At 59.1% G+C, this 25,771-nt stretch carries 26 protein-coding genes and 1 pseudogene; 18 read left to right on the top strand and 9 right to left on the bottom strand.

Annotated elements, in window-relative coordinates; all coding sequences use genetic code 11:
* The first annotated feature begins 9 nt into the window (after positions 1–9).
* The 10 genes from nahC to PYV55_RS08370 all read left to right on the top strand — a co-directional run bounded on the left by nahC (position 10) and on the right by PYV55_RS08370 (position 8,924).
* Positions 10–918: a 1,2-dihydroxynaphthalene dioxygenase gene (gene nahC, locus PYV55_RS08415; RefSeq protein WP_275850228.1), complete on the top strand. Its 909-nt coding sequence runs from the start codon at positions 10–12 to the stop codon at positions 916–918.
* A 72-nt stretch (positions 919–990) separates the two neighbouring features.
* Positions 991–1,626 carry an OmpW/AlkL family protein gene (locus tag PYV55_RS08410; RefSeq protein ID WP_275850227.1) on the top strand — a complete coding sequence of 212 codons (636 nt, stop codon included), beginning with the start codon at positions 991–993 and terminating at the stop codon, positions 1,624–1,626.
* A gap of 57 nt (positions 1,627–1,683) precedes the next feature.
* Positions 1,684–2,721, top strand: coding sequence for a dihydrodipicolinate synthase family protein (locus PYV55_RS08405; protein WP_011801861.1), 1,038 nt, complete (start codon positions 1,684–1,686; stop codon positions 2,719–2,721).
* Between the two features lie 129 nt (positions 2,722–2,850).
* On the top strand, positions 2,851–3,504 hold the full coding sequence (locus tag PYV55_RS08400) for a 2-hydroxychromene-2-carboxylate isomerase (protein WP_221928976.1): 654 nt from the start codon (positions 2,851–2,853) through the stop codon (positions 3,502–3,504).
* A 58-nt stretch (positions 3,505–3,562) separates the two neighbouring features.
* A complete protein-coding gene (gstA, locus tag PYV55_RS08395) occupies positions 3,563–4,168 on the top strand; it encodes a glutathione transferase GstA (protein ID WP_275850226.1) in 606 nt (201 codons plus the stop codon).
* A 230-nt stretch (positions 4,169–4,398) separates the two neighbouring features.
* The gene (locus PYV55_RS08390; RefSeq protein ID WP_228771123.1) at positions 4,399–5,439 is read left to right on the top strand and encodes a cupin domain-containing protein; all 1,041 of its coding nucleotides are present in this window, start codon (positions 4,399–4,401) and stop codon (positions 5,437–5,439) included.
* A 33-nt stretch (positions 5,440–5,472) separates the two neighbouring features.
* Positions 5,473–6,174 (top strand): fumarylacetoacetate hydrolase family protein, encoded by a 702-nt coding sequence (locus PYV55_RS08385; protein WP_026437508.1) that lies wholly within the window; start codon positions 5,473–5,475, stop codon positions 6,172–6,174.
* A gap of 11 nt (positions 6,175–6,185) precedes the next feature.
* Positions 6,186–6,824, top strand: coding sequence for a maleylacetoacetate isomerase (gene maiA, locus PYV55_RS08380; protein WP_026437509.1), 639 nt, complete (start codon positions 6,186–6,188; stop codon positions 6,822–6,824).
* 95 nt (positions 6,825–6,919) lie between these two features.
* Positions 6,920–7,912, top strand: a complete 993-nt coding sequence (locus PYV55_RS08375; protein ID WP_275850225.1) for a Bug family tripartite tricarboxylate transporter substrate binding protein — start codon at positions 6,920–6,922, stop codon at positions 7,910–7,912.
* Positions 7,913–7,928: 16 nt separating this feature from the next.
* The gene (locus tag PYV55_RS08370; RefSeq protein ID WP_026437511.1) at positions 7,929–8,924 is read left to right on the top strand and encodes a tripartite tricarboxylate transporter substrate-binding protein; all 996 of its coding nucleotides are present in this window, start codon (positions 7,929–7,931) and stop codon (positions 8,922–8,924) included.
* Between the two features lie 375 nt (positions 8,925–9,299).
* Here the strand turns inward: PYV55_RS08370 and PYV55_RS08365 are convergent.
* Both PYV55_RS08365 and PYV55_RS08360 read right to left on the bottom strand, forming a co-directional pair.
* Positions 9,300–9,926, bottom strand: a pseudogene (locus tag PYV55_RS08365) (transposase); the annotation flags it as partial.
* Positions 9,927–9,977: 51 nt separating this feature from the next.
* Positions 9,978–12,944 (bottom strand): Tn3 family transposase, encoded by a 2,967-nt coding sequence (locus PYV55_RS08360; protein ID WP_275850224.1) that lies wholly within the window; start codon positions 12,942–12,944, stop codon positions 9,978–9,980.
* A 164-nt stretch (positions 12,945–13,108) separates the two neighbouring features.
* Between PYV55_RS08360 and PYV55_RS08355 the strand changes: the two genes are divergently transcribed.
* The 4 genes from PYV55_RS08355 (at position 13,109) to PYV55_RS08340 (ending at position 17,637) form a co-directional block, all read left to right on the top strand.
* Entirely contained in the window at positions 13,109–14,827 is a 1,719-nt protein-coding gene (locus PYV55_RS08355) for a Mu transposase C-terminal domain-containing protein (RefSeq protein WP_472924676.1), read from the top strand.
* 2 nt (positions 14,828–14,829) lie between these two features.
* Positions 14,830–15,738, top strand: a complete 909-nt coding sequence (locus PYV55_RS08350; RefSeq protein ID WP_009687862.1) for a TniB family NTP-binding protein — start codon at positions 14,830–14,832, stop codon at positions 15,736–15,738.
* On the top strand, positions 15,735–16,952 hold the full coding sequence (locus tag PYV55_RS08345; protein ID WP_009288528.1) for a TniQ family protein: 1,218 nt from the start codon (positions 15,735–15,737) through the stop codon (positions 16,950–16,952). Before PYV55_RS08350 ends, PYV55_RS08345 begins: the two co-directional genes overlap by 4 nt.
* Positions 16,953–17,028: 76 nt before the next feature.
* On the top strand, positions 17,029–17,637 hold the full coding sequence (locus PYV55_RS08340; protein WP_152960984.1) for a recombinase family protein: 609 nt from the start codon (positions 17,029–17,031) through the stop codon (positions 17,635–17,637).
* 248 nt (positions 17,638–17,885) lie between these two features.
* On the opposite strand, the gene qacE is transcribed toward PYV55_RS08340, so the two are convergent.
* Positions 17,886–18,218, bottom strand: a complete 333-nt coding sequence (gene qacE, locus PYV55_RS08335) for a quaternary ammonium compound efflux SMR transporter QacE (RefSeq protein ID WP_010890145.1) — start codon at positions 18,216–18,218, stop codon at positions 17,886–17,888.
* A gap of 244 nt (positions 18,219–18,462) precedes the next feature.
* Between qacE and intI1 the strand changes: the two genes are divergently transcribed.
* From intI1 to PYV55_RS08315, 4 genes are all read left to right on the top strand, one after another.
* The gene (intI1, locus tag PYV55_RS08330) at positions 18,463–19,476 is read left to right on the top strand and encodes a class 1 integron integrase IntI1 (RefSeq protein ID WP_000845048.1); all 1,014 of its coding nucleotides are present in this window, start codon (positions 18,463–18,465) and stop codon (positions 19,474–19,476) included.
* Between the two features lie 470 nt (positions 19,477–19,946).
* Entirely contained in the window at positions 19,947–20,165 is a 219-nt protein-coding gene (locus PYV55_RS08325; RefSeq protein WP_275850222.1) for an addiction module antitoxin, read from the top strand.
* On the top strand, positions 20,152–20,478 hold the full coding sequence (locus PYV55_RS08320) for a type II toxin-antitoxin system PemK/MazF family toxin (RefSeq protein WP_275850221.1): 327 nt from the start codon (positions 20,152–20,154) through the stop codon (positions 20,476–20,478). Before PYV55_RS08325 ends, PYV55_RS08320 begins: the two co-directional genes overlap by 14 nt.
* Before the next feature lie 58 nt (positions 20,479–20,536).
* Positions 20,537–20,776: a DUF7706 family protein gene (locus PYV55_RS08315; RefSeq protein WP_275850220.1), complete on the top strand. Its 240-nt coding sequence runs from the start codon at positions 20,537–20,539 to the stop codon at positions 20,774–20,776.
* Positions 20,777–20,823: 47 nt separating this feature from the next.
* Here PYV55_RS08315 and PYV55_RS08310 read toward each other — a convergent pair whose 3' ends face one another.
* From PYV55_RS08310 to PYV55_RS08285, 6 genes are all read right to left on the bottom strand, one after another.
* Positions 20,824–21,492 (bottom strand): hypothetical protein, encoded by a 669-nt coding sequence (locus tag PYV55_RS08310; RefSeq protein WP_275850219.1) that lies wholly within the window; start codon positions 21,490–21,492, stop codon positions 20,824–20,826.
* A 293-nt stretch (positions 21,493–21,785) separates the two neighbouring features.
* Positions 21,786–22,406 carry a PIN domain-containing protein gene (locus PYV55_RS08305; RefSeq protein ID WP_275850218.1) on the bottom strand — a complete coding sequence of 207 codons (621 nt, stop codon included), beginning with the start codon at positions 22,404–22,406 and terminating at the stop codon, positions 21,786–21,788.
* Positions 22,407–22,542: 136 nt separating this feature from the next.
* Entirely contained in the window at positions 22,543–23,115 is a 573-nt protein-coding gene (locus tag PYV55_RS08300; RefSeq protein ID WP_275850217.1) for a hypothetical protein, read from the bottom strand.
* 7 nt (positions 23,116–23,122) lie between these two features.
* Positions 23,123–24,025, bottom strand: a complete 903-nt coding sequence (locus tag PYV55_RS08295) for a hypothetical protein (RefSeq protein ID WP_275850216.1) — start codon at positions 24,023–24,025, stop codon at positions 23,123–23,125.
* Positions 24,026–24,199: 174 nt separating this feature from the next.
* Positions 24,200–24,631 carry a hypothetical protein gene (locus PYV55_RS08290; protein ID WP_275850215.1) on the bottom strand — a complete coding sequence of 144 codons (432 nt, stop codon included), beginning with the start codon at positions 24,629–24,631 and terminating at the stop codon, positions 24,200–24,202.
* Between the two features lie 41 nt (positions 24,632–24,672).
* Positions 24,673–25,764 (bottom strand): hypothetical protein, encoded by a 1,092-nt coding sequence (locus PYV55_RS08285; RefSeq protein WP_275850214.1) that lies wholly within the window; start codon positions 25,762–25,764, stop codon positions 24,673–24,675.
* Between the last annotated feature and the right edge of the window lie 7 nt (positions 25,765–25,771).

The following is a 25,771-nucleotide window of genomic DNA, read 5'->3' as shown; positions in this document are numbered from 1 at the left end:
AGTTAAACCATGAACAAGCCAGCAACTGTCATTGAATTGGGGTACATGGGCATTTCGGTCAAGGATCCTGCAGCGTGGAAATCCTTTGCCGCAAACATGCTGGGACTTCAAGTCCTCGATGAGGGTGACAAGGATCGCTTCTATCTGCGAATGGACAATTGGCACCACCGGATCGTGGTTCATCACAACGGTCAAGATGACCTTGAATACCTGGGCTGGCGTGTCGCCGGTCAACCGGAATTCGAGGCATTGGGTCAAAAGCTCGTGGACGCAGGCTACAAAGTCCGCGTGTGCGACAAAGCCGAAGCACAAGAACGGATGGTACTGGGCCTGATGAAGACAGAAGATCCGGGGGGCAACCCGACCGAGATTTTCTGGGGACCTCGGATTGACCTGAACAACCCCTTCCATCCCGGTCGTCCCTTGCACGGGAAATTTCTAACCGGTGATCAGGGCCTGGGCCACTGCATCGTGCGTCAGAACGATGTTGAAGCGGCACGTAAGTTCTATAGCTTGCTGGGATTTCGTGGAGATGTCGAGTACCGCCTTCCTTTGCCCAACGGCATGACGGCTGAGTTGACGTTCATGCATTGCAATGCTCGCGATCATTCCATCGCTTTCGGTGCAATGCCTGCGGCCAAGCGCCTCAATCATCTGATGATTGAATACACTCATATCGAAGATTTGGGTTACACACACCAGCTTTTCACGAAGGAAAAGATTGACATTGCCTTGCAATTGGGCATCCATTCCAACGATAAGGCGCTGACGTTCTACGGGGCAACACCTTCCGGCTGGCTGATCGAACCTGGGTGGCGAGGCGCCCCCGCCATTGCTGAATCGGAATATTACGTCGGCGACATTTTCGGTCACGCCATCGAGGCCACCGGTTATGGATTGGACGTCAAACTGAGCTAGCCATGTAACAGATGCGAAATCGATCGCATCTGTTTTCCCCATTCAGTTCCATATAAAAAAAAGGAGACAATGATGATCAAAGAAGCCATTTCCCTCGCAGGACTTGGGATGCTGATGCTCAGCACCGCATATGCCGAGGATTCCCGTTGGTCATATCGCATCGGCGCCACCAACATAGCCTTCGATGCGAGCGCCAAAGTTTCGATTGACGGAACAAGGGTGCCGGGTGGAAGCGCTGACGCCAGTGACAACAACGCTTTGACATTTGACTTCGGTTACATCATTAACGATAACTGGAACGCGCGATTAATTGTTGGCATTCCACCCACCACAAAAGTGACGGGCGCAGGCACGCTGCCTCCGATTTTGCTGGGCCGTGTCCAATATGCTCCTGCAGTTTTGTCGGCGACCTACAACCTGCCACAGATGGGATTGGTTCGCCCGTACGTGGGGGCGGGGATCAACTACACCCGAATTCTGAAAAGCAAAGATGCCAATCTGACCTCATTCGATGCAGATCATGCGTGGGCACCTGTGCTCCACATCGGCGCGGAAGCCGACATCAACCGCGACTGGTTTGTCAGCTTTGATCTCCGCAAACTTTATTTGAAAACAGATGCATCTGGGTTTCTTGGCCCGCAAGTCGCCACGGCCCGCGTAACATTGAATCCGTTGTTGACCTCGATTGCGATTGGTCGGAGATTTTGATCGGCCCACTTTGATTCCCAAGTTCTATTTACACCACCATTTTTAAAGGATATTTGAATGACAAGAAAGACCAGCAAAGCGACGCGCCTGACTGCAGAGGATATTCAAGGCGCATGGGTCATTATGCCGACCCCCTCCACTCCGGATGCTTCGGACTGGCGCAGCACGCACACGGTTGATCTCGACGAGACGGCCCGGATCGTCGAGGAGTTGATAGCGGCCGGGGTCAATGGCATTCTAAGCCACGGCACTTTTGGTGAATGCGCGACGCTGACGTGGGAAGAGAAGCGGGATTTTGTTTCAACGGTCGTCGAAACCGCCCGTGGTCGAGTGCCCTACTTCTGCGGCACAACAGCCTTGAATACCCGTGAAGTTATACGCCAGACCCGCGAAGTGATGGACATTGGTGCCCAAGGAACCATGCTCGGCGTGCCGATGTGGGTGAAGATGGATCTGCCCACCGCCGTGCAGTTTTATCGCGATGTGGCGGAAGCGGTGCCAGATGCAGCCATCGCTGTCTACGCCAACCCGGAGGCTTTCAAATTTGATTTTCCTCGCCCGTTTTGGGCCGAAATGTCCAAAATCCCGCAGGTTGTCACAGCCAAGTACTTGGGCATCGGAATGCTGGACTTGGATCTGAAATTGGCTCCAAATATTCGCTTCCTTCCGCATGAGGATGACTATTACGCTGCGGCCCGAATCAATCCTGAGCGCATGACCGCCTTCTGGTCCAGCGGCTCCATGTGCGGTCCAGCGACTGCCCTCATGCTTCGTGATGCGGTGACACAGGCCAAGACGACCGGTGACTGGACCAAGGCCAAGGCCATTTCAGATGACATGCGCGCTGCCGACGCCACACTGTTTCCACGCGGCGATTTCTCGGAATTCTCGAAATACAACATTGGTCTCGAAAAAGCACGAATGGACGAGGCGGGTTGGCTCAAAGCGGGGCCGTGCCGGCCACCCTATACGCTGGTACCAGATGAATACCTTGCAGGTGCCCGAAAATCAGGCAACGCCTGGGCCGCACTGCATACCAAGTACGCCGAGGAATTGAAGAAAACCAAAACGGCAACCGGCTCGAAAAAGAAGTGAGGCGAGGCCAGGTCCTGAGTCAGATATCTCCGATCAGCAAAGCTGGCTGATCTGGGCGTCCTCTGGATTGGAGGAATCGGCGAGTATCAAATATGCGAGTACGCCGTAAAAGCGCCAAGAGCGCGGGATGTGGCGCTTGCCCTGAAGCAGCTCCACATTTCTGCCGTCTTTTTTTGGGAGAGCCTGAGCATGATGGTTGATTTTTATTTCGATTTTTTGAGCCCCTTTTCGTACCTGGCAAACCACCGTTTGTCGGTGCTCGCCGGGCGTTATGGATTCTCCATCCAGTATCACGCCATTGATTTGGCGCGAGCAAAGACGGCCATTGGCAACATCGGGCCGTCCAATCGGGATCTCAAGGTCAAGCTTGACTACTTAAAGGTGGATTTGCAGCGATGGGCCGATCTCTATAGGATTCCGTTGGTTTTCCCCCCTAACTTCAACAGCCGCCGGGTGAATGCCGGACTGTATTACCCGGCAGCCAGGGAGCGAGCCGCTGAATATGTTCGCCTTGTTTTCGATTCGGCTTGGGGGAAAGGGTGGGCACTGGATGCTGATAGCTTGCTGGCTGAGGTATGCGACAAGCTAAACTGGGATCTCGGTGAATTTGAAGATTTTTTGAACAGCGAAAATGCCGCCAAGGCATACGACGAAGAGACGCAGGCGGCCATTGACCGAAAGGTTTTCGGGGTTCCCACCGTGTTTTGGGATGATCAAATGTGGTGGGGAAATGACCGCCTTTTCATGCTTGAGAGCAGGTTGCAAAAGGAAACGCAACCATAAATTCTCAGTGCATCGATTTTTCTGATTTTTCAACCACGCCTTGATTTTAAGGAGTCTCATGAAGCTTTATTACAGCCCCGGCGCATGTTCATTGTCGCCTCACATCATCCTTCGTGAAGGTGGATTTGACTTTCAGCTAGAAAAGGTTGATCTCGGCACCAAGGTGACTGAGACTGGTGTTGATTACAAGACCGTCAATCCCGTGGGCAGTGTCCCCGCTTTGCAAATGGATGATGGGCAGGTGCTCACCGAAGGGCCGGCCATCGTTCAATACCTCGCTGACCGTGTGCCAGAAAAATGCCTGGCACCGGCAGCTGGCTCGCTGGAGCGTTACCGACTGATGGAATGGCTGAATTTCATCTCCACCGAATTGCATAAAAGCTTCGTAGCGCTGTTCAGCCCGGTGTTTCCACAGGATGCCAAGCCAGTCATCAAGGCCCAATTGGAAAGCCGTCTTGCCCATACCGAGCAGATGCTCGGTGACAAGGTTTGGGCCATGGGGAACGACTTTTCCGTGGTGGACGCCTACTTGTTTACTGTGCTTGGCTGGGGGGCTTACGTGAATGTGGACCTTTCGCCTTGGCCCGGCCTGCAAGGCTACCTCAACCGCGTGGCTGAACGTCCAGCAGTCCGGGCCACATTGTCGGCTGAAGGTTTGATCTGATTTTTTTAGAGAAATAAATAAAGCATGGCCAGCCTCCATGAGCGGCCAGCCATGCCGCGGGGCAGCCGTGGGCAGCGGCCTCGATCAAATTTCGATGCACACAGATTACGAGCCCCTTTTTCCGACTGCGGTCGGATTCAGAAATTGCCGATACTTGCTTTGGTCTGATCGAAGCGTGAGGGATATCGGCTTCCCCTATCCACATGCTTGATGAAGAGGAGCGTATCACCATGAGTCACGAACTTGGCCGACTGGAAGACCTGCCGCAGGACTACCGAGACGAACTCAAACAACTTAACCTGGTGCCGCTATGGCCCAGCCTACGCGCGGTGCTGCCGCCCAATGTCCCGACCCGCCAGACGCAGCCGACTTACTGGTCCTACCAGACGCTCAAGCCGCTGCTGCTCAAGGCCGGTGAGCTGACCCCCATTGAGAAGGCCGAGCGCCGCGTGCTGGTGCTGGCCAACCCCGGCCACGGCCTGGAGAAGATGCAAGCCAGCGCCGCCATATACCTGGGCATGCAGTTGCTGCTGCCCGGCGAGTGGGCGCCCAGCCACCGCCACACCCCCAACGCGGTGCGCATGATCGTGGAGGGCGAGGGCGCCTACACCACCGTGGATGGCGAGAAGTGCCCCATGAGCCGGGGTGACCTCATCCTCACGCCCACCGGCCTGTGGCACGAGCACGGCCACGACGGCAACGAGCCCGTGGTGTGGCTCGATGTGCTGGACCTGCCGCTGGTGTACTACATGGAGGCCAGCTACCACATCGACGGCGAGCGCCAGCAGGTCGACCCCGGCCGGGGCGACTGCGCCTGGACCCGTGCGGGCGTGGTGCCAACCCCCGTGTTCCAGCGCAGCGACAAGCGCTATCCTCTCTTGCGCTACCCTTGGGCCGACACCCGTGCCGCCCTGCTGTCGCTGGCGGCCGACCAGCCTGAGCAGGAATGCGTGCAGGTCACCTACGTCAACCCCGAAACGGGTGACGACGCCGAGAACATCCTGGGCTTCTACGCCCTGATGCTCAAGCCCGGCCAGACCCTGCGCCTGCCCGTGCGTTCGCCCGCCGTGGTGTTCCACCAGATCGAAGGCCGCAGCGAGGCGCGCATCGCCGAGTCCACCTTCGCCCTGAGGGAAGCCGATACCTGCTGCGCCCCCGGCTACACCGAGGTGACGCTGAAAAACCTCTCAGCCGACCAGCCGTCCTTCATCTTCATGGCCGACGAATCGCCCCTGCACCGCAAGCTGGGCGTCTTTGAAAACCGCGGCTGAGCCGCCGCGAAGCACCACACAACAGGAAAGCAAGTGAGCAACTACCTCTGGAACCCGCCTCCCGTCCAGTCTCTGCCCGTTCGTGGCAAGACCGAGCGCTTCCCCATCAACCGCATCTTCTGCGTCGGCCGCAACTACCACGCCCACGCGGTGGAAATGGGCCGTCCGGTCGACAAAAGCGTCGAACAAGCGTTCTACTTCACCAAATCGCCACAAACCCTGGTGGAAAGTGGTGCGACCGTGGCCTACCCGCCGCGCACCAGCAACTACCACTACGAGATGGAGCTGGTGCTGGCGATCGGCAAGCCCGGCTTCCGCGTCAGCGAAGACCAGGCGCACGAGTTGATTTACGGCTACGCCGCCGGCCTGGACATGACCCGGCGCGACCTGCAACTGGTGGCACGCGACAAGGGCCGCCCCTGGGACACCGGCAAGGACATCGAGGAAGGCTCGGTCTGCTCCGAGATCGTGCCGATGCAAGGCGTGGTGGTGGAGCAGGGCGCGATCGCCCTGGAAGTCAACGGCCAGACCAAACAGTCGTCCAACGTGGACAAGCTGATCTGGAACGTCCGCGAGATCATTGCCGACCTCTCCACCTACTACCACTTGCAACCCGGCGACCTGATTTACACCGGCACGCCCGAAGGCGTGGGCGCCGTGGTGGCGGGTGACAAGATCATCGGCCGTGTGGAAGGCATTGCCGAGATCAGCCTGACCGTCGGCCCGGCCGAGTGAGCCTGCACGCGATGAAGCTGTACAACTTCTGGCGCAGCGGCACGTCACACCGGCTGCGCATCGCGCTCAACCTCAAGGGCGTGCCCTACGAGTACCTGGCCGTGCACCTGGGCAAGGAAGAGCACCTAAAGGACGCCTTCAAGGCGCTGAACCCACAGCAGTTGGTGCCCGCGCTGGACACGGGCGCGCAAGTGCTGATCCAGTCGCCGGCCATCATCGAATGGCTGGAGGAACAGTACCCCACGCCCGCGCTGCTGCCGGCCGACGCCGACGGCCGCCAACGGGTGCGCGCGCTGGCCGCCATCGTGGGCTGCGACATCCACCCCATCAACAACCGCCGCATTCTGGAGTACCTGCGCAAGACGTTCGGCGCCGACGAGGCCGCCATCAACGCCTGGTGTGGCACCTGGATCAGCGCCGGTTTCGATGCCTACGAAGCACTGCTGGCGGTCGACCCGAAGCGCGGCCGCTACAGCTTTGGCGACACACCCACGCTGGCCGACTGCTACCTGGTGCCGCAGGTGGAAAGCGCCCGCCGCTTCCAGGTGGACCTGACGCCCTACCCCCTGATCCGCGCAGTGGACGCGGCCTGCGGCGAGTTGGACGCATTTCGGCGCGCCGCGCCAGCTGCTCAACCTGATTCGGCTTGACGAAAAATACGCCGCCTTCGCCCTAATAAACAGTTCGTAGCCCTGCCCAGTGACAAGTATCAATGAGCAATAGTGAAAATGTAAGGGGAAAGATTATGAAACATATTCTGACCCGACGAGCAGCCCTGAGCACTTTGGGCTCCCTTGGAATCGGGGGCCTTCCGGGCATGAGCTTGGCGCAATCCGGCCCTGGCGTGGCCACGATCGTGATTGGACTCGCCGCAGGCGGAGCGACCGATATGGCTGCCCGCCGGTTGTCTGAGGGAATGCGCGGTGCCTATGCTTCCAGTGTGCTCGTCGACAACCGCACGGGGGCGGGTGGTCGAATTGCGATCCAGCATGTTAAGGCCGCGGCACCAAACGGCGCGACACTTCTGCTGACGCCTGCATCCATGATGACGCTATACCCTCACACGTACAAAGATCTGGGATATGACCCGGTCAAGGACTTTGTGCCGGTCGGTATGGTTTCGACAAGCGAGGTTGGGTTTGCGATCGGGCCCGCTGTCCCGGAATCGGTTGGTAGCCTCAACGACTACTTGGCCTGGATCAAGAGTAACCCTGATTCTGCCACGTTTGGCCATGGTGCCACCGGCTCTGGACCGCATTTCTTGGGCGAGCTGCTCGGGCGGCTTTTGGGCGTGAAAATGGTGCAGACAGGCTTCCGCGGTTCCCAGCCTGCGATTGTGGACCTGTTGGGGGGGCACATCCCGGCGGTGGCCGCGCCCTTGGGTGAGTTCCTCCCTCACATGAAGACCGGCAAGATCCGGGTGCTGGGCGTGACTGGCGCCAACCGCTCTCGTTTCCTGACCAACGTCCCGACCTTCAAGGAGCTCCACATCGCCTTGAGTGAGATGACCGAGTGGTTCGGGGTATTCATGCCCGCAGGCACGCCCGCGCAAGCGGTCCAGCAAGCCAGCGCTGCCATGAAGTCGGCTGTTGCAAACCCGGAACTGGTCAAGGTCTACGCCATGATGGGCATGGAGGCTGGTTGGAGTTCGCCTGAAGGCTTGTCCGATCGATTGAAAAACGACATCAAACGCTGGCAAGCAGTCGCTGAGAAAATTGGTTTTACCGCGCAGTCTTGAGCAGAGGGGGGGCACCATGATCAAACGCCGTGAGTGGATGAAAGCCGCGGGATTTGCCACCTTATCGCTCGGCACTGTAAGAAGCGTCAAAGCCCAACCGGTACCAAAATTACTCAAGATCATCAACGGCTTCCCACCCGGAGGAGTCGTCGATGCGGTTGCACGCCGGGTGGCAGAAGGATTGGCGGTGACGGAACCCGGGGTTAACGTGATCGTTGACAACCGTGTCGGAGCGGGTGGGCGGATAGCTGTGTCCGCCGTCAAGGCAGCCGTCGACGATGGCAGCACCTTGTTGTTCACACCAGACGCCGTGCTGTCCTTGTACCCTTTCGTCTACAGCAAGTTGGACTACGATCCGTTCGCGGATCTGGCTCCCGTAGCCACCGTAGCCACTACGACTGACGCCCTTGCGCTGGGTCCCTTGGTACCGCCTTCCGTGCGTGGGCTCCGGGATTTCCTGGCCTGGGCCAAGGAGCACCCTGAACACGCAAGTTTCGGATCTCCCGGTACCGGTACACCATTGCATCTCTTGGGGGCGCTGGTAGCCAAGGAGGCTGGCGTCTATCTCAGGCACGTGGCTTATCGTGGCGCCGCGCCTGGAGTTACCGATCTGATCGGTGGGCAGATTGCATGCATGGCTGCGCCTACGGGGACGTTCTTGTCTTTCCAAAAGGCGGGGAAATTGCGCATCATCGCAACCTCTGGGCCGCAGCGAACACCCTTCACGCCCGACACTCCCACATTTGCAGAGCAAAAGTTCGGTGCAGACTACCCCGCTGGCGATCAGTGGCTCGGCTTTTTTGCTCCATCAGGCGTTTCGCCCCAAACCGTTTCACGCCTTCATCAAATGGTTGCCGAAGCCGTCAATCGCAAGGCGGTTGCGGAGGCTCTTGCCTCCCTGGGCTTGGTAGCACACAGCTTAACGCCGCAGGCCATGGCGTCCAGCCTGCGAAAACAACATGAAAAGTGGTGGGAAGTTGTCAGACGCGTGGGCTTCACCGCCGAGTCTTGAGATGCCATTAACCTCTCGTTTCATCCGCCCACTTTCGCGGCACGCAGTGCTTCGATCTGCTCCTCCAGCGGGCCCCAAACGGGCGAACTCGACATTGCCGCAGTGCTTGCACGCATCGAGCACCGCCGCACGCTTGTCCGTCAGGACCTGGGCTTCCCAGCGCTCGTTGAAATTGCCGACCTTCTGGGCACCTGGCGCAGTTGAATCGGGCTAACTGTCATGACCCTGGCGGGTCACCCTGGATGATGGAAGACACTGTGGGCGTGCAGGCCAGCACGGGTAGAGGTCGGTCAATTCTTTGATGGCACTCGACCGCGATCGCTAACTTGCCCCGTTGCCGACCACTCCTACCCAGTCGGCCCTGAACAACTCGTTTTAGCCGCGAGCCAGCGCGGAGCGGCGCGAAGTCAAGGCGGTGAGCGGCGATGTTGACGTGGGTGCCGGCAAGGCCAGCGTGGCGGTCATGGCGATCAGTCCGAGCAAGGCGCAATAAAGCACCCGCAGGTGCCGCAGGATCATCCGCAAGTTGTGCCCGGCGCCGCACAGCAGAGCGTGCAGCGCGTCGCCACCCGCGCCCTTGAGCCAGTTCTTGCCCAGTAGGCCGTCGGCCTTCATGTGTCCGATCATGGGCTCGACCACCTGACGCCGCTTGAGCAGCTTCTTCAGCCGCTTGGGCAACTTGCGCGTATGACTGATCAGCAGTCGCGCCCAACACGCGGGCTCGACACCGCGGTAGCCACGGTCGGCCAGCGCGATCTTGGGTGTGTGGCCGGTGAGGATCTCGACCAGCTCGAGCTGGCTGTCCACCGTGTGGCCGTCATACGGGTTGCCGGGCATGGAGCGCATGCCCACCACCAGGCCCTCTTTGGCCGTCACTGCGATGGACACTTTCACGCCGAACTCGTAGGGCGTTCTGGCTTTGCCCTTGGCGATGCACTCTGCCTCGGGCGCGTGCAGCGCATACAGCTTGTTCTTGTCGCCGCGCTTTTGCGCGTGCAGTCGAGTGGCGATGTCGAGTTTGGGGTCGCTTCAGGAAACGGAAAATAAAGCACGCTAAGCCGCTGGCATCGGCCTCAGCGGCCTGAACTTGCCCGCACCGATCCTGGCGCTGCTGCGCCAGAGGTAGTCGCCCGTCAGGTTGATGTGCTCCCAGCCCAGCGGCGACAGGTACTGCAGCAGGGTGTCATCGACAGTTTGGCCATGGCCGTTCAGGGCTTTCGTGGCCCGCTCCAGGTAGACGGTGTTCCACAGCACGATGGCCGCCGTCACCAGGTTGAGGCCGCTGGCTCGGTAGCGTTGCTGCTCGAAGCCGCGGTCGCGGATCTCGCCCAGCCGGTTGAAGAACACGGCGCGCGCGAGCGCGTTGCGCGCCTCGCCCTTGTTGAGCCCAGCGTGGACGCGGCGGCGCAGCTCGACGCTTTGCAGCCAGTCCAGGATGAACAGCGTGCGCTCGATGCGCCCGAGCTCGCGCAGCGCGACAGCCAGGCCGTTCTGGCGCGGGTAGCTGCCGAGCTTGCGCAGCATCAGGGAGGCCGTCACCGTGCCCTGCTGGATCGAGGTGGCCAACCGCAGGATCTCGTCCCAGTGGGTGCGGATCTGCTTGAGGTTGAGCGTGCCGCCGATCATGGGTTTCAGCGCGTCGTAGGTGGCCTCGCCCTTCGGGAGGTAGAGCTTGGTCTCGCCCAGGTCGCGGATGCGGGGCGCGAAGCGAAAGCCCAGCAGGTGCATCAGCGCGAAGACGTGATCGGTGAAGCCCGCCGTGTCGGTGTAGTGCTCCTCGATGCGCAGGTCGGACTCGTGGTACAGCAGCCCGTCGAGCACGTAGGTCGAGTCGCGCAGGCCGACGTTGACGACCTTGGTGTGGAAGGGCGCGTACTGGTCGGAGATGTGGGTGTAGAAGGTACGTCCCGGACTGCTACCGTATTTCGGATTGACGTGCCCGGTGCTGGCGGCCTTGCTGCCGGTGCGGAAGTTCTGGCCGTCCGACGATGAGGTGGTGCCGTCGCCCCAGTGTCCGGCGAACGGGTGCTGGAACTGGGCGTTGACCAGCTCGGCCAGGGCTGCCGAATAGGTCTCGTCACGGACATGCCAGGCTTGCAGCCAGGCCAGCTTGGCGTAGGTGGTGCCGGGGCAGGACTCTGCCATCTTGGTCAGGCCCAGGTTGATCGCGTCGGCCAGGATCGTGGTCAGCAGCAGGTGCTTGTCCTTGGCCAGGTCACCCGATTTCAGGTGCGTGAAGTGGCGGGTGAAGCCCGTCCACTCGTCCACCTCCAGCAGCAGTTCGGTGATCTTGACGTGCGGCAGGACCGTTGCGGTCTGGTCGATCAGCGCCTGCGCGGTGTCGGGCACCGCCGCATCCAGCGGCGTGATCTTCAAGCCCGACTCAGTGATGATGGCGTCGGGCAGTTGATTGGCTGCCGCCATGCGGTTGACCGTGGCGAGCTGGGATTCCAGCAGCGTCAGCTGCTCGTGCAGGTACTGCTCGCAGTCGGTGGCCACGGCCAGCGGCAGATCACTGGACTGCTTGAGGCTGGCGAACTTCTCGGGTGGAACCAGGTAGTCCTCGAAGTCCTTGAACTGGCGCGAGCCCTGCACCCAGATGTCGCCCGAGCGCAGCGCGTTCTTCAGCTCCGACAGCGCGCACAGCTCGTAATAGCGCCGGTCGACGCCGGCGTCGGTCATCACCAGCCTCTGCCAGCGCGGCTTGATGAAGCCGGTCGGCGCGGCGGGCGGCACCTTGCGGGCGTGGTCGGCGTTCATGCCGCGCAGCACGCCGATGGCATCGAGCAGGTCCTGGGCGGCGGGCGCGGCGCGCAGCTTGAGCACGTCGAGGAATTGCGGCGCGTAGCGGCGCAGGGTGGCGTAGTTCTCGCCGATGCGGGGCAGGAAATCGAAGTCCTCGGGCTGCGCGAGCTTCTGCGCCTCGGTGACGCTATGGGCGAAGGCATCCCAGGACAGCACGGCCTCGATGGCGGCGAAGGGATCGGAGCCCGATTGCTTCGCGTCGATGAGCGCCTGCCCGATGCGCCCGTACAGGCGTACCTTGGCGTTGATCGCCTTGCCCGATGCCTGAAACTGCTGCTGATGCTTGTGCCTGGCGGCGCTGAACACCTTGCCCAGGATGCGGTCGTGCAGGTCGATGATCTCGTCGGTGACCGTGGCCATGCCCTCGACGGCGAGCGCCACCAGGGTGGCGTAGCGCCGCTGCGGCTCGAACCTCGCCAGGTCGGCGGGTGTCATCTGACCGCCCTCGCGGGCGATCTTGAGCAGCCGGTTCTGGTGCACCAGCCGTTCGATGCCGGGCGGCAGGTCGAGCGCTTGCCAGGCTTTCAGGCGCTCGATGTGTTCGAGCATGTGGCGTGAGTTCGGCTTGACGGGCGACAGGCGCAGCCAGGCCAGCCAGGTCGTCTTGCCGTTATCGCGACGCTTGAGCAGGTCGTCGAGTCGATGCCGGTGTACGTCCGACAGCGGATCGGACAGGGTCTCGTAGATGCGCCGGGTCGCGCGGGTGATGGCTTCGGAGCTTGCTCGCTCAATGGCATTGAGCGCGGGCAAAATGATGGACTGCTGCCGCAGCTGTTCGATCAAGGCACTGGCCAGCACGACGCCCTTGTCGGTCTGCATGGCCAAATCGGTCAGGGTGTGTACAGCCTGCCGGTAGTGCCTCATGGTGAAAGTCTGGAAGCCGAATACCGTTTGCAGCTCCACCAGATGCTCGCGCCGGGTCTGCTCCCGCTGCCCGTAGTCTTGCCAGCTTTCGACGCCAACCTTGAGTTGGTCGGCGACCAGTCTCACCAGCGGCGGGAACGGTGGCTGATCGACGCCAAGAATGATGCCAGGAAAGCGCAGGTAGCAAAGTTGCACCGCAAAGCCCAGCCGGTTGGCCGGCCCGCGCCGCTGCCGGATGAGGGAGAGGTCGGCTTCGCTGAACGTGTAGTGACGGATCAACTCGTCCCTGGTATCCGGCAACGCCAGCAGGCTTTCGCGCTCGGCGGCGGACAGGATCGAACGACGGGGCATGCAGTCTCCTTCTTCTTGAAAACGAGGGTTCACGAGAAGTCCGCCCGAACCTCTGGCGCTGTCATTTTCAGAAGACGACTGCACCATTCAGCGCGGTTTGAAGCCTCTTGTGCATACGGCTCCTGACAGCCAGATATCAGGACTCCTCTGCACGAAACTCGTCTATGCTCAATACTCGTGTGCACCAAAGCGAGATGAGCATGGCGACCGATACCGCACCGATTACCGAGCACGGCGTGGCCACCCTGCCAGAACAGGCATGGGAGCGTGCGCGTCGTCGCGCGGAGATCATTGGGCCGTTGGCGCAGTCGGAGACGGTTGGGCATGAAGCGGCCGACGCGGCAGCCCAGGCATTGGGGCTGTCCCGGCGGCAGGTCTACGTCCTGATCCGCCGTGCCCGGCTAGGATCGGGGCTGGTCACTGACTTGGCTCTTGGGCAGTCGAGCGGTGGCAAAGGTAAAGGCCGCTTGCCGGAGTCGGTCGAACGAATCATCCGCGAGTTACTGCAAAAGCGCTTCCTGACCAAGCAGAAGCGTAGCTTGGCGGCGTTCCACCGCGAAGTTGTGCGGGCGTGCAAGCTGCAAAAGCTGCGGGTGCCGGCGCGCAACACGGTGGCACTGCGGATCGCCGGCCTCGATCCGCGCGAGGTCACTCACCGCCGGGAAGGACAAGATGCCGCCCGCGACCTGCAAGGTGTTGGTGGTGTTCCGCCACCCGTCTCCGCGCCGCTGGAGCAGGTGCAGATAGACCATACGGTCATCGACCTGATCGTGGTCGATGACCGCGACCGGCAACCTATTGGCCGCCCGTACCTGACCCTCGCCATCGACGTGTTCACCCGCTGCGTGCTCGGCATGGTCGTCACGCTGGAAGCGCCGTCTGCCGTTTCGGTTGGCCTGTGCCTCGTGCATGTCGCCTGCGACAAGCGCCCTTGGCTGGAAGGACTGAACGTGGAAATGGATTGGCAGATGAGCGGCAAGCCCTTGCTGCTCTACCTAGACAACGCGGCCGAGTTCAAGAGCGAGGCCCTGCGCCGGGGTTGCGAGCAGCATGGCATCCGGCTGGACTATCGCCCGCTGGGACAGCCGCACTATGGCGGCATCGTGGAACGGATCATCGGCACGGCGATGCAGATGATTCACGACGAACTGCCGGGAACGACCTTCTCCAACCCTGACCAGCGCGGCGACTACGATTCCGAAAACAAGGCCGCCCTGACGCTGCGCGAGCTAGAGCGCTGGCTCACATTGGCGGTCGGCACCTATCACGGCTCTGTGCACAACGGCCTGCTCCAACCGCCGGCCGCGCGCTGGGCCGAAGCTATCACGCGGACCGGCGTGCCAACCGTCATCACTCGCGCTACGGCTTTTCTGGTCGATTTTCTGCCCATCATCCGCCGCACGCTGACCCGCACCGGCTTCGTCATCGACCACATCCACTACTACGCCGATGCGCTCAAGCCGTGGATAGCTCGGCGGGACCGCTTGCCTGCGTTCCTGATCCGGCGCGACCCGCGCGACATCAGCCGCATATGGGTGCTGGAACCAGAGGGGCAGCACTACCTGGAAATTCCCTACCGTACCTTGTCGCACCCGGCTGTCACCCTCTGGGAACAACGACAGGCGCTGGCGAAATTGCGGCAGCAAGGGCGCGAACAGGTGGATGAGTCGGCGTTGTTCCGCATGATCGGCCAGATGCGCGAAATCATTACCACCGCGCAGAAGGCTACGCGCAAGGCGCGGCGCGACGCGGATCGACGCCAGCATCTCAAGGCAACGGCACCGCCTGTCAAAACCACGCCACCACCGGGCGCTGACATGGATGGGCAGCAGGCAGACAACCAGTTGCCGGCCAAACCGTTCGACCAGATTGAGGAGTGGTAGCCGTGGAAGAATATCCCATCATCGACTTGTCCCACCTGCTGCCGGCGGCCCAGGGCTTGGCCCGTCTCCCGGCGGACGAACGCATCCATCGCCTTCGCGCCGACCGCTGGATCGGCTATCCGCGAGCAGTCGAGGCGCTGAACCGGCTGGAAATCCTGTATACGTGGCCAAACAAGCAACGCATGCCCAACCTGCTGCTGGTCGGCCCGACCAACAACGGCAAGTCGATGATCGTCGAGAAGTTCCGGCGCACGCATCCGGCCAGAGCCGACGCCGACCAGGAGCACATTCCGGTACTGGTCGTGCAGATGCCATCCGAACCGTCGGTAATCCGCTTCTACGTCGCGCTGCTCGCGGCGATGGGTGCGCCATTGCGACCGCGCCCACGGCTGCCAGAAATGGAACAACTGGCGCTGGCACTGCTGCGCAAGGTCGGCGTGCGCATGCTGGTGATCGACGAGTTGCACAACGTCCTGGCCGGTAACAGCGTCAATCGCCGGGAATTCCTCAATCTCCTGCGCTTCCTCGGCAATGAACTGCGCATCCCACTGGTCGGGGTCGGCACGCGCGACGCCTACCTGGCCATCCGCTCCGATGACCAGTTGGAAAATCGCTTCGAGCCGATGATGCTGCCGGTATGGGAGGCCAATCACGATTGCTGCTCACTGCTGGCCAGTTTCGCCGCTTCGCTTCCACTGCGGCGACCCTCGTCGATTGCCACGCTGGACATGGCCCGCTACCTGCTCACACGCAGCGAGGGCACCATCGGCGAACTGGCGCACTTGCTGATGGCGGCGGCCATCGTCGCCGTGGAGAGCGGCGAGGAAGCGATCAACCATCGCACGCTGAGCATGGCCGATTACACCGGTCCCAGCGAGCGGCGGCGGCAATTCGAGCGGGAACTGATGTGAAGCCAGCGCCACGCTGGCCACTGCATCCGGCACCCAGGGAAGCCGAAGCCCTGTCTTCGTGGCTCAACCGCGTGGCCCTTTGCTATCACATGGAAGTGTCCGAGCTGCTGGAGCACGATCTTGGTCACGGCCAGGTTGATGACCTGGACACCGCGCCACCACTGGCGCTGCTGGCGATGCTCTCCCAGCGGAGCGGTATCGAGCTGGATCGGCTGCGCTGCATGAGTTTCGCCGGCTGGGTGCCTTGGCTACTGGACAGCCTTGATGATCAGATTCCAGCCGCATTGGAAACCTATGCGTTCCAGCTCTCGGTACTGCTGCCGAGACTCCGCCGTAAGACGCGATCCATCACGAGCTGGCGTGCCTGGCTGCCCACCCAACCGATACACCGCGCCTGTCCGCTCTGCCTGAACGATCCGGAGAACCAAGCCGTACTGCTCGCGTGGAAGCTGCCCCTGATGCTGAGCTGCCCACTGCATGGCTGCTGGCTGGAATCCTATTGGGGCGTGCCAGGGCGGTTTCTCGGCTGGGAGAACGCCGACGCCGAACCGCGCACTGCCAGCGACGCGATTGCGGCGATGGACCAGCGTACCTGGCAGGCACTGACGACCGGCCACGTGGAGTTGCCGCGCCGACGCATCCACGCCGGATTGTGGTTTAGGCTGCTACGCACGCTGCTCGATGAGCTGAACACCCCGCTTTCGACGTGCGGCACCTACGCGGGGTATCTCCGCCAAATCTGGGAATGCTGCGGGCATCCGCTGCGTGCTGGGCAAAGTCTGTGGCGACCGTATGAAACCCTGAACCCGGCAGTACGGTTGCAGATGCTGGAGGCGGCGGCAACGGCAATCAGCTTGATTGAGGTGAGGGATATAAGCCCGCCAGGCGAGCACGCAAAGCTATTCTGGTCCGAGCCCCAAACCGGGTTCACCAGTGGCCTGCCGGCGAAAGCGCCGAAGCCCGAACCCGTCGATCACTGGCAGCGTGCAATCCAGGCCATTGATGAGGCCATCATTGAAGCACGACACAACCCCGAGACGGCACGCTCGCTGTTCGCGTTGGCTTCCTATGGTCGGCGCGACCCCGCTTCCTTGGAACAGTTGCGCGCCACCTTCGCGAAGGAAGGCATCCCCCCGGAATTTCTGTCACATTATGAGCCTAGCCTACCCTTTGCATGCCTTAGACAGAATGACGGGTTAAGTGACAAATTTTGACGTGCAGAGCTTCCCGATGCAAACTGTCACATAATCGAACGTATACGTGACGGGTGAAAAGGTGCTGATCGGCTACATGCGGGTATCGAAGGCGGACGGATCCCAGTCCACCAATTTGCAACGCGATGCGCTCATCGCCGCTGGTGTGAGCCTTGCGCACCTTTACGAGGATCTGGCCTCGGGCAGGCGCGATGATCGCCCAGGGTTGGCTGCTTGCCTGAAGGCGCTTCGTGAAGGGGACACGCTGATCGTGTGGAAGCTCGATCGGCTTGGCCGTGATCTGCGCCACCTGATCAACACCGTGCACGACCTAACTGCGCGTAGCGTGGGCCTGAAGGTCCTGACCGGTCACGGTGCGGCGGTCGACACGACGACTGCCGCCGGCAAGCTTGTGTTCGGTATTTTTGCCGCGCTGGCCGAGTTCGAGCGTGAGTTGATTTCCGAGCGAACAGTCGCTGGACTTATCTCGGCGCGCGCTCGCGGCAGGAAAGGGGGGCGCCCCTTCAAGATGACCGCCGCCAAGCTACGCCTGGCGATGGCCAGCATGGGGCAACCGGAAACCAAGGTGGGCGATCTCTGCGAAGAACTCGGGATTACCCGGCAGACGCTCTACCGGCACGTGTCGCCCAAGGGCGAACTGCGGCCAGACGGCGTAAAGCTGCTCTCCCTCGGTTCAGCCGCATAAATGGAGGCGACCTGGAACGGGGCGCTGTTCAGTGCGGCAACGATCCGATTACCGGTGTCGACCCAGAGCAGCCGTAGAGCTTTTGGGAAAGCTGTCGTTCAACGCCGAGTTCAGCGGCAGTTTTTAAGTTGTGATTTTATGGAATACTTTTGCGCAGCAAAACCATAAAGCCGCGACTTAAAAACTGTCCAGCGCAGGCACGAAGTGCTGGAGCGGTGCTGCAACGACTTGTTAGATGACTGAGTTTATTAGTGGGCACTTGCTTTGGAAAGCAAGTTTAAAACTACTACACCACTAACTATGAGCCCCATACCTACAAAGCCCCACGCATCAAGCTTTTGCCCATGAAGCAACCAGGCAATGGCTGTAATTATGACGACGCCGAGTCCCGACCAGACTGCATAAGCAACACCGACAGGGATGGATTTCAGAACCAGAGAAAGAAAATAAAATGCGATGCCATAACCGATTATGACAACGGCGGAAGGGGCAAGCTTAGTAAAGCCCTCGCTAGATTTTAATGCGGATGTTGCGATTACTTCGCCAACTATTGCGATAACAAGAAAAAGCCAGCCTTTCATGATATATCTCCCAATTTGTGTAGGGCTTATTATGCACGCTTAAAAATAATAAAAGCAGACTTGACCTGATAGTTTGGCTGTGAGCAATTATGTGCTTAGTGCATCTAACTTTGTTTTAGGGCGACTGCCCTGCTGCGTAACATCGTTGCTGCTCCATAACATCAAACATCGACCCACGGCGTAACGCGCTTGCTGCTTGGATGCCCGAGGCATAGACTGTACAAAAAAACAGTCATAACAAGCCATGAAAACCGCCACTGCGCCGTTACCACCGCTGCGTTCGGTCAAGGTTCTGGACCAGTTGCGTGAGCGCATACGCTACTTGCATTACAGCTTACGAACCGAACAGGCTTATGTCCACTGGGTTCGTGCCTTCATCCGTTTCCACGGTGTGCGTCACCCGGCAACCTTGGGCAGCAGCGAAGTCGAGGCATTTCTGTCCTGGCTGGCGAACGAGCGCAAGGTTTCGGTCTCCACGCATCGTCAGGCATTGGCGGCCTTGCTGTTCTTCTACGGCAAGGTGCTGTGCACGGATCTGCCCTGGCTTCAGGAGATCGGAAGACCTCGGCCGTCGCGGCGCTTGCCGGTGGTGCTGACCCCGGATGAAGTGGTTCGCATCCTCGGTTTTCTGGAAGGCGAGCATCGTTTGTTCGCCCAGCTTCTGTATGGAACGGGCATGCGGATCAGTGAGGGTTTGCAACTGCGGGTCAAGGATCTGGATTTCGATCACGGCACGATCATCGTGCGGGAGGGCAAGGGCTCCAAGGATCGGGCCTTGATGTTACCCGAGAGCTTGGCACCCAGCCTGCGCGAGCAGCTGTCGCGTGCACGGGCATGGTGGCTGAAGGACCAGGCCGAGGGCCGCAGCGGCGTTGCGCTTCCCGACGCCCTTGAGCGGAAGTATCCGCGCGCCGGGCATTCCTGGCCGTGGTTCTGGGTTTTTGCGCAGCACACGCATTCGACCGATCCACGGAGCGGTGTCGTGCGTCGCCATCACATGTATGACCAGACCTTTCAGCGCGCCTTCAAACGTGCCGTAGAACAAGCAGGCATCACGAAGCCCGCCACACCGCACACCCTCCGCCACTCGTTCGCGACGGCCTTGCTCCGCAGCGGTTACGACATTCGAACCGTGCAGGATCTGCTCGGCCATTCCGACGTCTCTACGACGATGATTTACACGCATGTGCTGAAAGTTGGCGGTGCCGGAGTGCGCTCACCGCTTGATGCGCTGCCGCCCCTCACTAGTGAGAGGTAGGGCAGCGCAAGTCAATCCTGGCGGATTCACTACCCCTGCGCGAAGGCCATCGGTGCCGCATCGAACGGCCGGTTGCGGAAAGTCCTCCCTGCGTCCGCTGATGGCCGGCAGCAGCCCGTCGTTGCCTGATGGATCCAACCCCTCCGCTGCTATAGTGCAGTCGGCTTCTGACGTTCAGTGCAGCCGTCTTCTGAAAACGACACCCATTGCGAGCGCAACCCATTGATTTTTCATGCCGTTTTCCCTTGGTCAGAAAAAACGGCAGACTTATCATCAAAAAATGAGAGTCATGATTATGGTAATAATCATGAATAAAGTATGGTCTAGGAGCCAGCGCGCTGGCCTTGAAGGGAATGCGCGGACATGTGTTCAGGCGTTTTGGCCGGGACGGCCCAAGGGGCGCAGCGGCGTGAACGTGCTAAAATACGTTATGCGCATAACGTGCTAAGGAGATTCAAATGCACAGACGAATGACGATCACGCTCGACGAAGCGGTTTACGAGGGGTTGTACCGGACGGTCGGCAAGCGCCGCATGAGCCAGTTCATCGAGGACTTGCTGCGCCCGCATGTGCTGGATACGTCGCTCGATGACGGATACCGCGCAATGGCGGCCGACAAGGCGCGAGAGGCCGAAGCGATGGAATGGTGTAACGCGCTCGCCGGGGACATGGCCGATGCGGCGCGGTGAGGTGTGGTGGGTCGAATTCGACCCGGCGGTCGGCAGTGAAATCCGCAAGACGCGCCCGGCTGTGATCGTGAGCAACGACGCGGCGAACCGGAATCTGGCGCGGGTGGTAGTCATCCCGCTGACCAGCAACACCGGGCGGCAGTATCCCGGCGAGGCCGTTGTGACCGTTGGCGAGCAGAGCAGCAAGGCGATGGCCGACCAGATCATGGCCGCAGATAAGTCGCGGCTCAAAAGTCAGCTTGGCACGCTATCCAAAGCGGATATGTTGGCCGTCGAGGATGCGATCAAGGTTCATCTGGCGCTACCCCGGTAGCGCCTTTCTTTCGCCTGTTGCGTAGCAGTGGGGAACGGTAGCATGGGCGGCGTTCGCCATGTTGCGCGCCAAGGCGGCGGCCAATCTATCGGGTAAAGGAGAAGATATGGACGGGCAAGTTATGGCTACGGTGATTCTGGAGCCCGCTCAGGCTCTGGCTCTGGCACAGTTCGTCAAGCGCGTGGGCTGGCAGGAGATTCGACAAAACGCGGTCGATGACTACGAGGCGTATGTGATGCGCGACGCCCTGGGCGAACTGGCGAAGGCGCTGCGCGAGGCTGGTTATGCGCCGCGTTGATCCCAATTCGCGGCAAGCCCGCCGTTCAGTTTTGGTATGGCATCGGTTCATCCCCGCACGCGCGGGGAATACTCTTGCACTGATTCCATTTGTCTTTTGCACTCTTCGGCCAAGAAAAGGTATTCCTTGGCAATAGCTTCGAGGACTTTCTTTTTTATGGCAATGTATGCCGCATTGACTCCTGTTTTGCCGAAAATCTCGTCCAGCTTCTCTTCGTAAGATGTTCCCTGATGCCGCAAAAAATTGACGGTAATTCTGTGCAAAAATTCGACATCGCAACTAGACCAATGACCCACGTGAGAAAGGACATTTTCTCTGTCGAGGCTTCGGTTATTGTAATGCCGAATCGCATCCTCAAATAGCAAAGATTTTTTGGTATAAAAACGAACCTGAATGTCCAAGGCTTTTACCCAGGCAAGAAGTTCGCCCTTTTTTTGCTCAGAGATTTTCTTCTGAATTTTCCCGCGCAGCTCTCGGATTATCTTGCGTTGCGCAAAAGACTCGCTTGACTCGATGGCATCGATGCGGGAGTTGGCATAAAGACACATGGGGGCGCCGGATCGCACTACTGGATTTCGCACCAAAATATCTGGACTTCCGAGAAATTCCTCGATCATCGCCCCTGTCCATCCGCGCTTCTTCAATTCGCTGGCCGGAGTGTGAGACTCTTTTATTTGACGTATTTTGCGCCAGTCCGTAAGGATTTCTTGCTCCATCGCAATTCTCCAAAAGACACTCAGTTATTCTTGTTTGGGATATTGTCTCTAAGTTCAACCTTCGCCGCCCCTTTGCACGGCTTGTTGGAGCCATCAATGCGCCGCACAATCCCACACAGGATGCAGCATTTGCACTTGAGCCGCAGCCCTAGGCGAGAAGCATCCACGAAGCTGTGGCCGTTTTCCCGCAACAAGTCTTTGTCCGAAAAATTACGGCTCATTTGTTGCCCATTGCGCATCGCTATTTTATCTCGTGATCTTCGACGAAGAATTGAAGGTTGGCGGCTTGCAGCTCAGATACGTCCATGCGCGGACTCCAGTTCTGCATGATATTTCACTTTTTGGCCTTCGCACTCCAGCACTTTGCGCTTTTGCATCAGGGAGATGATTTTTTCAATGGCGGCGGCATCGAGCCGTTCGGCAAAGACTGCTTTGTGCAGAGTGTTGTGCAGAGTTTTGCGTGTGGCTGGGCGGTTTTTGGGGCGATCGACCAGCCAGCGAACTGCTGCCAGGGTTTGCTCTGGCAAAGTTTCTGCCTGAAAGCGTTGCAGCATGGGAATTTGGGTGAAGTCACTCCACTTGGCCGCGCGATTACTTACGGCATTGAGGTGCATGAGCAGTGAATCGTAGTCACGGTCTTTGCTGATGATGTGAAAGTAAGCCTGCGGTAATTCGTGACACAAACGCCCTAGATGAAAGGCGATGTGCATATCCAGCGCATTGGTGCCCTGCTGGGCGATGCGTACATACTCCGCCTTGCTGCCTAGCTTCTGCATTGCCTCAACCAGCGCGAATGGCAATTTGCCCTGGTGCGGCCCCACGAATACCAAGACGCGCACGTCCTCCAGAGCAAGAGCGGGCAGCACATTGGGGTGCACGTTTTCGAGATCGACTAGAAAGACCTGAGTCTTCATATGGCTTTATGCAAGTTCTATTGCCGAATCGAGCCCAGATACTCCGTACACCGACTTCTCGTAGGCCCACTCCAGGGCGCTCAAGATGGTCTCCTGTGTTATGAGTGACATCTTTATTCCTTTGCTTTTAAGCGATCTACAACAACTCAGGAACTTTTTTGCCGATCAGCTTCTCGGCTTCCTCTTGCGTTATTTCAGTCGCGAACGACGGTAGTTTGGGATCGTCGGCTGTCTTTTCGCGCCAGTCATCAAGATGATCTCGCACCGGAAAACTCAAAACAACCCGTCCATCTTCTAGCGGGTTGGCTACAGCATAGAGGAATGCGAGTCTTGCGCGGTAGCGTCCAAAGATGTAGCCATAGACGCCAAGTGCGCGCTCCAGCGACCATTGCCATATCTCCAGCAGCTCACCAACTTCATCCATCTCTCGCGCAGCCTGCTTGCCACGCAGCGTGTTCTTCTTTGGTTTTTGAATCCAGGCTGCGTGCTCAGAAGACCATCTCGGAATGGTGAAGCCCGCCAACTCGTCGGGCATTTCTTTCCAGGCAATAGCTTCCACATGCGGCCCTGCACGCAAAATTGCGTCGGCGCCATACTTCGAAAGAAGATCGCGTTTTGCGCTCAGCGCGTCCTCTCTGGCAATCTCGTGCATTGCCAGAGCACTAGCGCATTCTTCTACGGGAAGCAGATAAAATTTGATAGCCGCCATATTACATTCAAACCATAGCGATTCCGCTCAGATGCTGAATGCCAACGAGTTGCGTTTGGGTGGCGTTATTCGCAATTTCGTTCAAAATATCAGATATGGCTTGTGCGCCGCCTTTTGCCGCATAGAGCAACTGTTCTGGCGTTATTTCGTTGCGCACCCCATCCATGACGGAAGCAAAGGATCCACCGTTTTTGAAGATCAAATCTCCGATCTCCGCGTAATCAGAGTTGCTCGCCATAATTAAGGCAAAATTTGCGGCATCACTCAATGTGGATCCCTTTGGCATTTCAGAAAGAAGACCCGCCAATGATCCGTTAGGCAAAATCTGTCCAACATTATCCAATACCTGAACCGGCGCTTCCATCAGCCGCCAAACAGAAGGGAATACCGTGGCCGCAAATTCATTCACATCTGTGGCGGCCGTCACCTGGCCTAGCATGTCGTGCGAAATTTGAGATGTTAATGTGCTTTGATTGATTCCGCCGTGCTTTCCAAACTGCGAAGCGAAGATATCTGCCGCCTCGACTTTTTTCGCAAATGTCAATTGAGATTGTAAACCCTCCGGGTCGTTGCCATCATAATGGCTGGCGACATGCAGCATTTCAGCGAGAACGTCTCCTATTGGCTCTCCACCGATGGCTTTTTTGCTCCAGTAGTCCAGTCCGCTCTCATCGGCTTGGCGCCCCAGTGCATTTTGATAAAAAGCCGATATGATTCCCGCATAGTCATTGGCATTCGGGTAAAAGACATGCCCACTTGCTGTGCCAAGCATCGCTGAGGCAACCTTGCCGATCGACGCGCCCTTATCCAGTTCGAGCGCCCAGTAATTAAGCCCCTCCACATCTGGAGCGACGCCAAATAGGCCTACGTAAAGCTGCGTAACCGCGGAAAATTTCTCAATTGAATCCATGAAATACCTCCAAACCATTGGTAATAAAACAAGCATGCCTAAATTGACATGGCGTTAATTGACGTTCGCCAGAAATCACGAGCATCTTTTAGCGTTCTCGGATATCTCCGGCAATACAGCGCATGCCTTGTTTATATTAGCTTAATGACATAAAATATCGGCGCGAAAGACGCTTTATTTTTGCGCCTTTCGCACAGAGGCAGCAACCGGCACAACACTGGAGAGCGACCACCACCCGGTTTCCCCAGCCTTTTTCGGGTCGCAAACAGCATGCGGGTCGTCCTCAAGCAGTTCGCATTCGACGTTTTCCCCCGAAATTGTCCGAACGATCGCGCGCACCTCGCGGCCAAATCCTGGGCCTGTAGCTGCGCCTCGAAGCGGATTGCCGCGCATGATGAAAACCTCGCGGCCGAGCGCCAGGCGCGCAACCTGTTCGAGCTGGCTGCGGCAGGCTTCAATTTCAGTGCTCAGTTCGCGCACCAGAGCAAATTCCTGTTCGAACTGGCTGAGGCAGACTTCAAGCTCTGTGCTCAGTTCGCGCACCAGTGCAGATTCTTTCGATGCCTTGGCGACGCTGCGGCGGGTTCGTGTGTGTACGGTTTCCATGACTCGTCCTGAAAAGAAAAAAAGGGTAGATGGATATCGCTTTATGCTTCCGCCAAAGCGTGAAGCCTCGATTGCAGCTCAACCAAAGAGTAAACGCCACTGGGAATAGGCGCCCCAGGCGCGGTCAACAGGCGCACGCCAGGCTTTGTGCGATCCTTGTCCATCCACTGATAGACATGGCGGCACCGGAGATTGACGCCCGCAGCCGCCAGCGTGTTGGCGAGGCTATCTTCCCATTCAGGGTGACATTGCTTGAGGTGCTCGGCCACTTCCAGGCTCTCGACCACCGGCCCCTCGCCCCTGGCCCATGCGTGCAGCTCGTCCAGGGTAAACCAGCCGTAGGCGTTTTCTTTTTGATTTTCTGGATTGAGGAAAAAGATCAGATCCGAGCCTTCACCGCGCTCCCAGGCGGGGCGCAGCGAGTACCATCCAAGACCGGCGTCATGAAGGAGCTGCACAATTCCGCATTCCTTGAAGGCTTGATGAAGGCGAAAGTGCGCTGCATCATCGTCTCGCACCTGTGCGCGCACGTCATCAGGCACAGCCGATGCCACCACCAGGGCCAAAGATTTGCGCTCAAAGCCAACGACGGACGCATCTGCGAGGGCAATATCCTTTCGCAAGAATGCCTCGTGCAGCGATTCCAGCCGCGCAACATTCTCTGCGCCGCGAACGTGGATGGCGAAACCATCCTTATCCGACCAACTGCTCACGATTTGGTGATCATCGGTCTGCGTCACCCGTCGATCTGCAAAGTCGAATCCAAACGAGACATCCAGCGCTTTAGCCAGCGTAGCTACGTCCGCGTGCCTTGCGTGCAGTTCGGCTGCACTGTCACTGCAAAACAGCAGGGCTGCTGGCATTGTGCGCTTGACGCGGCGGTCTTTGGAGTGCATCTCGTAGCGAACAAAGCGCAGGGCAGGCGGCACCTGGGTCATCATGCGATCTTCCAATCCAATAGGGAAGTCCTTCTGAGCTATGCCCAGCGCCGATTTGAGGTAGGGCGTACCCCACTCGTGCTCGGCGGCAAAGTCGTATCCAAGGCGGAATCCATCAATGGCTTGCGCCGCCTTTTCCTGTAGCTGCAGCCATCCAGCCTCCATTGTTGCGCGTCGCATTTTGATTTCCTCCAATTCCAGA

It is taken from the genome of Extensimonas soli, assembly GCF_029211265.1.
GTDB classification, from domain to species: Bacteria; Pseudomonadota; Gammaproteobacteria; order Burkholderiales; family Burkholderiaceae_C; genus Extensimonas; species Extensimonas soli.
Note: the sequence above shows the minus strand (reverse complement) of the source record. Positions and strands in the feature narration are given on the sequence as shown.

Coding starts and splice junctions, on each gene's coding strand:
- nahC (WP_275850228.1), top strand. CDS start 10: ATGAACAAGCCAGCAACTGTCATTGAATTGGGGTACATGGGCATTTCG.
- PYV55_RS08410 (WP_275850227.1), top strand. CDS start 991: ATGATCAAAGAAGCCATTTCCCTCGCAGGACTTGGGATGCTGATGCTC.
- PYV55_RS08405 (WP_011801861.1), top strand. CDS start 1,684: ATGACAAGAAAGACCAGCAAAGCGACGCGCCTGACTGCAGAGGATATT.
- gstA (WP_275850226.1), top strand. CDS start 3,563: ATGAAGCTTTATTACAGCCCCGGCGCATGTTCATTGTCGCCTCACATC.
- PYV55_RS08390 (WP_228771123.1), top strand. CDS start 4,399: ATGAGTCACGAACTTGGCCGACTGGAAGACCTGCCGCAGGACTACCGA.
- maiA (WP_026437509.1), top strand. CDS start 6,186: ATGAAGCTGTACAACTTCTGGCGCAGCGGCACGTCACACCGGCTGCGC.
- PYV55_RS08375 (WP_275850225.1), top strand. CDS start 6,920: ATGAAACATATTCTGACCCGACGAGCAGCCCTGAGCACTTTGGGCTCC.
- PYV55_RS08370 (WP_026437511.1), top strand. CDS start 7,929: ATGATCAAACGCCGTGAGTGGATGAAAGCCGCGGGATTTGCCACCTTA.
- PYV55_RS08360 (WP_275850224.1), bottom strand. CDS start 12,944: ATGCCCCGTCGTTCGATCCTGTCCGCCGCCGAGCGCGAAAGCCTGCTG.
- PYV55_RS08355 (WP_472924676.1), top strand. CDS start 13,109: ATGCTCAATACTCGTGTGCACCAAAGCGAGATGAGCATGGCGACCGAT.
- PYV55_RS08340 (WP_152960984.1), top strand. CDS start 17,029: ATGCGGGTATCGAAGGCGGACGGATCCCAGTCCACCAATTTGCAACGC.
- qacE (WP_010890145.1), bottom strand. CDS start 18,218: ATGAAAGGCTGGCTTTTTCTTGTTATCGCAATAGTTGGCGAAGTAATC.
- intI1 (WP_000845048.1), top strand. CDS start 18,463: ATGAAAACCGCCACTGCGCCGTTACCACCGCTGCGTTCGGTCAAGGTT.
- PYV55_RS08325 (WP_275850222.1), top strand. CDS start 19,947: ATGACGATCACGCTCGACGAAGCGGTTTACGAGGGGTTGTACCGGACG.
- PYV55_RS08320 (WP_275850221.1), top strand. CDS start 20,152: ATGCGGCGCGGTGAGGTGTGGTGGGTCGAATTCGACCCGGCGGTCGGC.
- PYV55_RS08315 (WP_275850220.1), top strand. CDS start 20,537: ATGTTGCGCGCCAAGGCGGCGGCCAATCTATCGGGTAAAGGAGAAGAT.
- PYV55_RS08310 (WP_275850219.1), bottom strand. CDS start 21,492: ATGGAGCAAGAAATCCTTACGGACTGGCGCAAAATACGTCAAATAAAA.
- PYV55_RS08305 (WP_275850218.1), bottom strand. CDS start 22,406: ATGAAGACTCAGGTCTTTCTAGTCGATCTCGAAAACGTGCACCCCAAT.
- PYV55_RS08300 (WP_275850217.1), bottom strand. CDS start 23,115: ATGGCGGCTATCAAATTTTATCTGCTTCCCGTAGAAGAATGCGCTAGT.
- PYV55_RS08295 (WP_275850216.1), bottom strand. CDS start 24,025: ATGGATTCAATTGAGAAATTTTCCGCGGTTACGCAGCTTTACGTAGGC.
- PYV55_RS08290 (WP_275850215.1), bottom strand. CDS start 24,631: ATGGAAACCGTACACACACGAACCCGCCGCAGCGTCGCCAAGGCATCG.